Raw genomic sequence first — 4428 nt, 5'->3', positions numbered from 1 at the left:
GTGTTGTCAGGAAAGTCGATCGCCATTGCATTAATCGTTCGTCCCTCGACCTTGACGTGATTAGCTTCAGCCAGCTTTAAGGCAACCTCCACCATCCCAGGAGAATAGTCAGTCGCCACACAGTTTGCGCCCAGTTTTGCAAAGTAGACGCTGTTTTCACCCGCGCCACAGCCCAAATCGAGTAAATATTTGCCGCGCACATCGCCAAGCTGTCGGAGAATAAAGCGATTTTCGGGAGCCGTACAAGCCTCAAAGTAATCAGCGACTCGAATGCCATCTACCTCGATCGTGCTGGCCCACTGGTCGTGGAAGTCCTGCTCTTTGCGTAAAACATCGTCTTGCATAAGCTTTAAAAAAATAAAGGGCAGACTAATGTCCACCCCACAAATTATCACTGATGCTGCGAAATGGGTAACGGCTGTAGGGATGTTTTCTGCGCCATCCCCCCTGACCAATGACCTAATCCTCAGATTTGTCTTTGTTTAGAAACAGGGGTAGAAACCGCTTCTGGTTCACTTTCGACCTGTTGTAGAGCGGCATAAAGGCGGTTTAGCGCGTTCACGTAAGCCTGAGCAGAGGCAACGATAATGTCTGTGTTTCCAGCGTGACCTGAGAAAATGCGATCGCCATACTTAATCCGAATTGTCACCTCGCCGATCGCATCAATGCCTGCTGTGACAGACTGCACCGAAAATTCAATCAACTGATTGGGCACATTGATCACCCGATTGATCGCTTTATAAACGGCATCCACGGGCCCGGTTCCCGTAGCAGCATCGATCAGTTCTTCGCCTTCAGGAGTTCGCAGACTCACCGTTGCCGTCGGAAAAGCGCGATCGCCACAAGACACCTGCACCATTTCCAATTTGAACAGTTCGGGAACTTGTTGAACTTCGTCGTTGGCGATCGATTCCAAATCCCAGTCGGTGACTTCTTTTTTCTTGTCGGCCAGCTCTTTAAAGCGCAAAAAGGCTTTATTCAACTCGTTGTCAGACAAATCAAAGCCCAATTCCTTGAGCCGAGTGCGGAAAGCGTTGCGCCCAGAGTGCTTGCCCAAGATAATCTGATTGCTCGTCAAGCCGATCGACTGAGCATCCATAATCTCGTAGGTTTGCTTGTTTTTGAGCATTCCATCCTGATGAATGCCCGACTCGTGCGCGAAGGCGTTGGCACCGACGATCGCTTTGTTGGGCTGCACCAGCATTCCGGTCAGATTGGACACCAGCCGCGACGTTTTGTAGATCTCCTGGGTGTTGATGTTGGTCAGAGGCGCTTCGGACTCAGCAGGACGACCCAAAAAGGGATTGAAGTATTGACGACGAACATGCAGCGCCATCACCAATTCTTCGAGAGCAGCGTTTCCGGCTCGTTCGCCAATACCGTTGATCGTGCATTCCAACTGTCTCGCGCCGTTTTTGACCGCTTCTAAGAAACAGGCCACTGCTAACCCCAAATCGTTGTGACCGTGAACGGAAATGATCGCCTGATCGACATTGGGAACGTTTTCACGAATGCCGCGAATCATGTCGCCAAACTCACTCGGAGTCATGTAGCCAACCGTATCGGGAATGTTGATCGTTTTGGCCCCAACGGCGATCGCCCGCTCCAGCACTTCATACAAAAACTTGGGATCAGACCGCGCCGCATCCATCGGCGAAAACTCAACATCCTCAACAAAAGATTTGGCATAAGCGACCATTTCTTCGGCGATTTCTAGCACTTGCGATCGAGACTTTTTCAACTGATATTCCAGATGAATGTCTGAGGTGGAAATAAAGGTGTGAATTCGCGGATGGGCGGCGGGTTTGAGCGCTTCGGCGGCCGCTTTGATGTCAGCGGGAATTGCGCGTGCCAAACTGCAAATGATCGGCCCATCCTCAGTCCCGACGGTTTGGGCGATCCGTTCGACGGCTTCAAAATCTCCAGGACTGGCGTAGGCAAACCCCGCTTCGATCACGTCCACTCCAAGTCGCGCCAGTTGCCGAGCGATCGCCAGCTTTTCATCCACATTGAGCGTTGCGCCAGGGCACTGTTCACCGTCGCGCAAAGTGGTATCGAAAATGATGATCCGGTCTGGAGATGGAACGTTCATAGATCGAATAAGTTTGGTAGTAAGAATTTTGTGGCAGTTGCGCCATTCCAACTATTCTAGTACCCACCTTTTGACATTAAACCGTCAGCTTTGGAATTGTTGAAGAGGAGACAGAGGTGATTATCTCAATGATTCTCTCTGAGTAAACGTTCAGACTGAACCCGATATCCCCGAACGATTGGCTTTGACGCAATATCAGGGTGCCTTTCAAGACCTTGGATGCAGCGTAAAAATTCTTTTATGGCTTCTTTTTTACGGCTTCTCACAGATCAACTCGTTAACGGGGCTTATTAACGAAAAGAGGTCGATCTTGATAATATAGTGTTGCAAACAATTCAGTATTAGCGGAACCGATAACAATGGTCAGAGGGATTAGAGCGGGTCAATATGTGGAACAGATGAGAGGATACAAGGCTTTCATCCCTAACCCACTACCGCCCATTCCTGAAGTCACTATGGATCAGGAAATGTAGAACCTCTTGTCCCAGGCAGATCGTGCGTTGGGGCGGCTAGACGGAGCAACCGATGCACTTCCTAATCCAGATCTGTTTGTGTTTATGTACGTTCGTAAAGAAGCCGTTCTATCGAGTCAAATTGAAGGCACCCAAGCCTCTTTGATAGATGTCCTGGAGTTTGAATCTCAAGCTTTAGAACCAGATAATCCTCAAGAAGTGGCTGAGGTTGTCAACTATATTGCTGCAATCAACTATGGTCTTGAACGACTCAAGAGTTTGCCTGTATCGTTGCGACTGATTCGAGAAATTCACAAAGAGTTGATGCAAGGGGTCAGAGGGGACGAACGCGAACCAGGAGAGTTTCGCCGCACCCAAAATTGGATTGGTGCAGGAGGATGTGCATTAGAGAAGGCGACTTATATTCCTCCTCCACCGTATGAAATGCTTCAATCTCTAGATAATCTGGAGAAGTTTTTGCATAGCCCACAACCGATGCCTACCTTAATTAAAGTGGGTCTGGCTCATGCTCAATTTGAAACAATTCACCCTTTTTTGGACGGTAATGGAAGAACAGGGCGATTACTTATCACGTTTCTATTGTGTGAACAAAACACATTACAACGACCACTCCTCTACATTTCTCACTATTTCAAGAAATATCGGGCCGAATACTACGATCGACTTCAAGCCATCAGGGATAGCGGCAACTGGGAAGGCTGGCTAAAATTTTTTCTGCGTGGGGTTTACGAAGTAGCCCAGGAAGCCGCTGCAACCGCCCGCAAAATCGTCAACCTGAAAGAAGAGCATCGCCAATTGGTACTCAGCGTAATGGGGCGACGATCCGGTAATGCGATCGCGCTACTTGAGAGCCTTTATTTCAAACCCATTTTTACTGTTGAACATGCTGAGTTAATCACGGGGCTGTCCTATCCCAACGCCAACACTTTGATCAAGGATCTTAGCGAGATTGGTCTTCTAAAAGAAATCACTGGACAAAAGCGTAATCGAGCTTTTTCTTACGCCCCATATCTTGCTGTTTTCCAAGATGTTTAGCAATAGTCGCAAACCAAATCTACTTAGGTTGGACTCGAACGATCGGGCGCTTATTCACAACGCCTGACACCTCAGCATCAGGGGAAGGTTGCTTTCAGTAATCGGCTTTCTCAATGTGCCCCCGAATGTCATTTAAATCGATGTAGCGGTCAGTAGCATTGCGTAATTCTCTGGCAATCATTCCCTCTGTAGAAACGACTGTAATGTGCGTACTTTTGCATCGAAGAAACTCGATCGCTCGCTCAAAATCGCCATCTCCACTAAACAAAATTACGCGATCGTACTGGTCAACGGTGTTAAACATATCGACAACAATTTCAATATCTAAATTCGCTTTTTGGGAGTAGCGACCCGATGTATCGTCATAATATTCTTTGAGAATTTTGGTACGAACGGTGTAGCCCAAACTAATTAATGCGTCCCGAAATCCGCGTTGATCTTGGGGATCTTTTAGCCCGGTGTACCAAAAAGCGTTGACTAACTCAACATCTGGCTCGCTAATAAAATGCTCTAGGACTCGCTTGGGATCAAAGAACCAGCCATTTTTTTGTTGAGCGTAGAACATATTGTTGCCGTCTACAAATATAGAGAGACGATTCATTGAATAATGCATAGAAAGTTTAGACCTAAAAATTGTAGAAAAATTGGAATAATTAATTCTAGCAACGTAAAACCAGTCAATCGCTGAAAATCACGTTGCTGAGATTAATCCTTTGACAACTGTTGATAAACCTTGACCTAAAGTTGTTCCATAAGTCGAGACAACTTTCATGCAACACTTAATTCTTAGAAGTGATTATCAGATATCTCTCTGAAGATAGAGGTTAT

4 protein-coding genes are annotated in these 4428 nt (G+C 47.0%); 1 reads left to right on the top strand and 3 read right to left on the bottom strand.

All coding sequences use genetic code 11. From position 1 onward, the window contains the following. Positions 1 to 344: class I SAM-dependent methyltransferase (locus ACJ2PR_RS35180; RefSeq protein WP_446880538.1), on the bottom strand; the 344-nt coding region annotated here is incomplete at its 3' end. 122 nt (positions 345 to 466) lie between these two features. Continuing rightward, positions 467 to 2092 (bottom strand): 2-isopropylmalate synthase, encoded by a 1626-nt coding sequence (locus ACJ2PR_RS35175; RefSeq protein ID WP_446880537.1) that lies wholly within the window; start codon positions 2090 to 2092, stop codon positions 467 to 469. A 479-nt stretch (positions 2093 to 2571) separates the two neighbouring features. Between ACJ2PR_RS35175 and ACJ2PR_RS35170 the strand changes: the two genes are divergently transcribed. Then, positions 2572 to 3600: a Fic family protein gene (locus ACJ2PR_RS35170; protein WP_446880536.1), complete on the top strand. Its 1029-nt coding sequence runs from the start codon at positions 2572 to 2574 to the stop codon at positions 3598 to 3600. 94 nt (positions 3601 to 3694) lie between these two features. On the opposite strand, the gene ACJ2PR_RS35165 is transcribed toward ACJ2PR_RS35170, so the two are convergent. Continuing rightward, a complete protein-coding gene (locus tag ACJ2PR_RS35165) occupies positions 3695 to 4201 on the bottom strand; it encodes a LabA-like NYN domain-containing protein (protein WP_446862596.1) in 507 nt (168 codons plus the stop codon). Positions 4202 to 4428 lie beyond the last annotated feature (227 nt).

This window comes from Phormidesmis sp. 146-33 (assembly GCF_052939515.1).
This window is presented reverse-complemented; position numbering and strand designations above follow the sequence as displayed.

Bases quoted from the DNA above. Each gene is read 5' to 3' on its own strand.
- ACJ2PR_RS35165 (WP_446862596.1), bottom strand. From the start codon at position 4,201: ATGAATCGTCTCTCTATATTTGTAGACGGCAACAATATGTTCTACGCT.
- ACJ2PR_RS35175 (WP_446880537.1), bottom strand. From the start codon at position 2,092: ATGAACGTTCCATCTCCAGACCGGATCATCATTTTCGATACCACTTTG.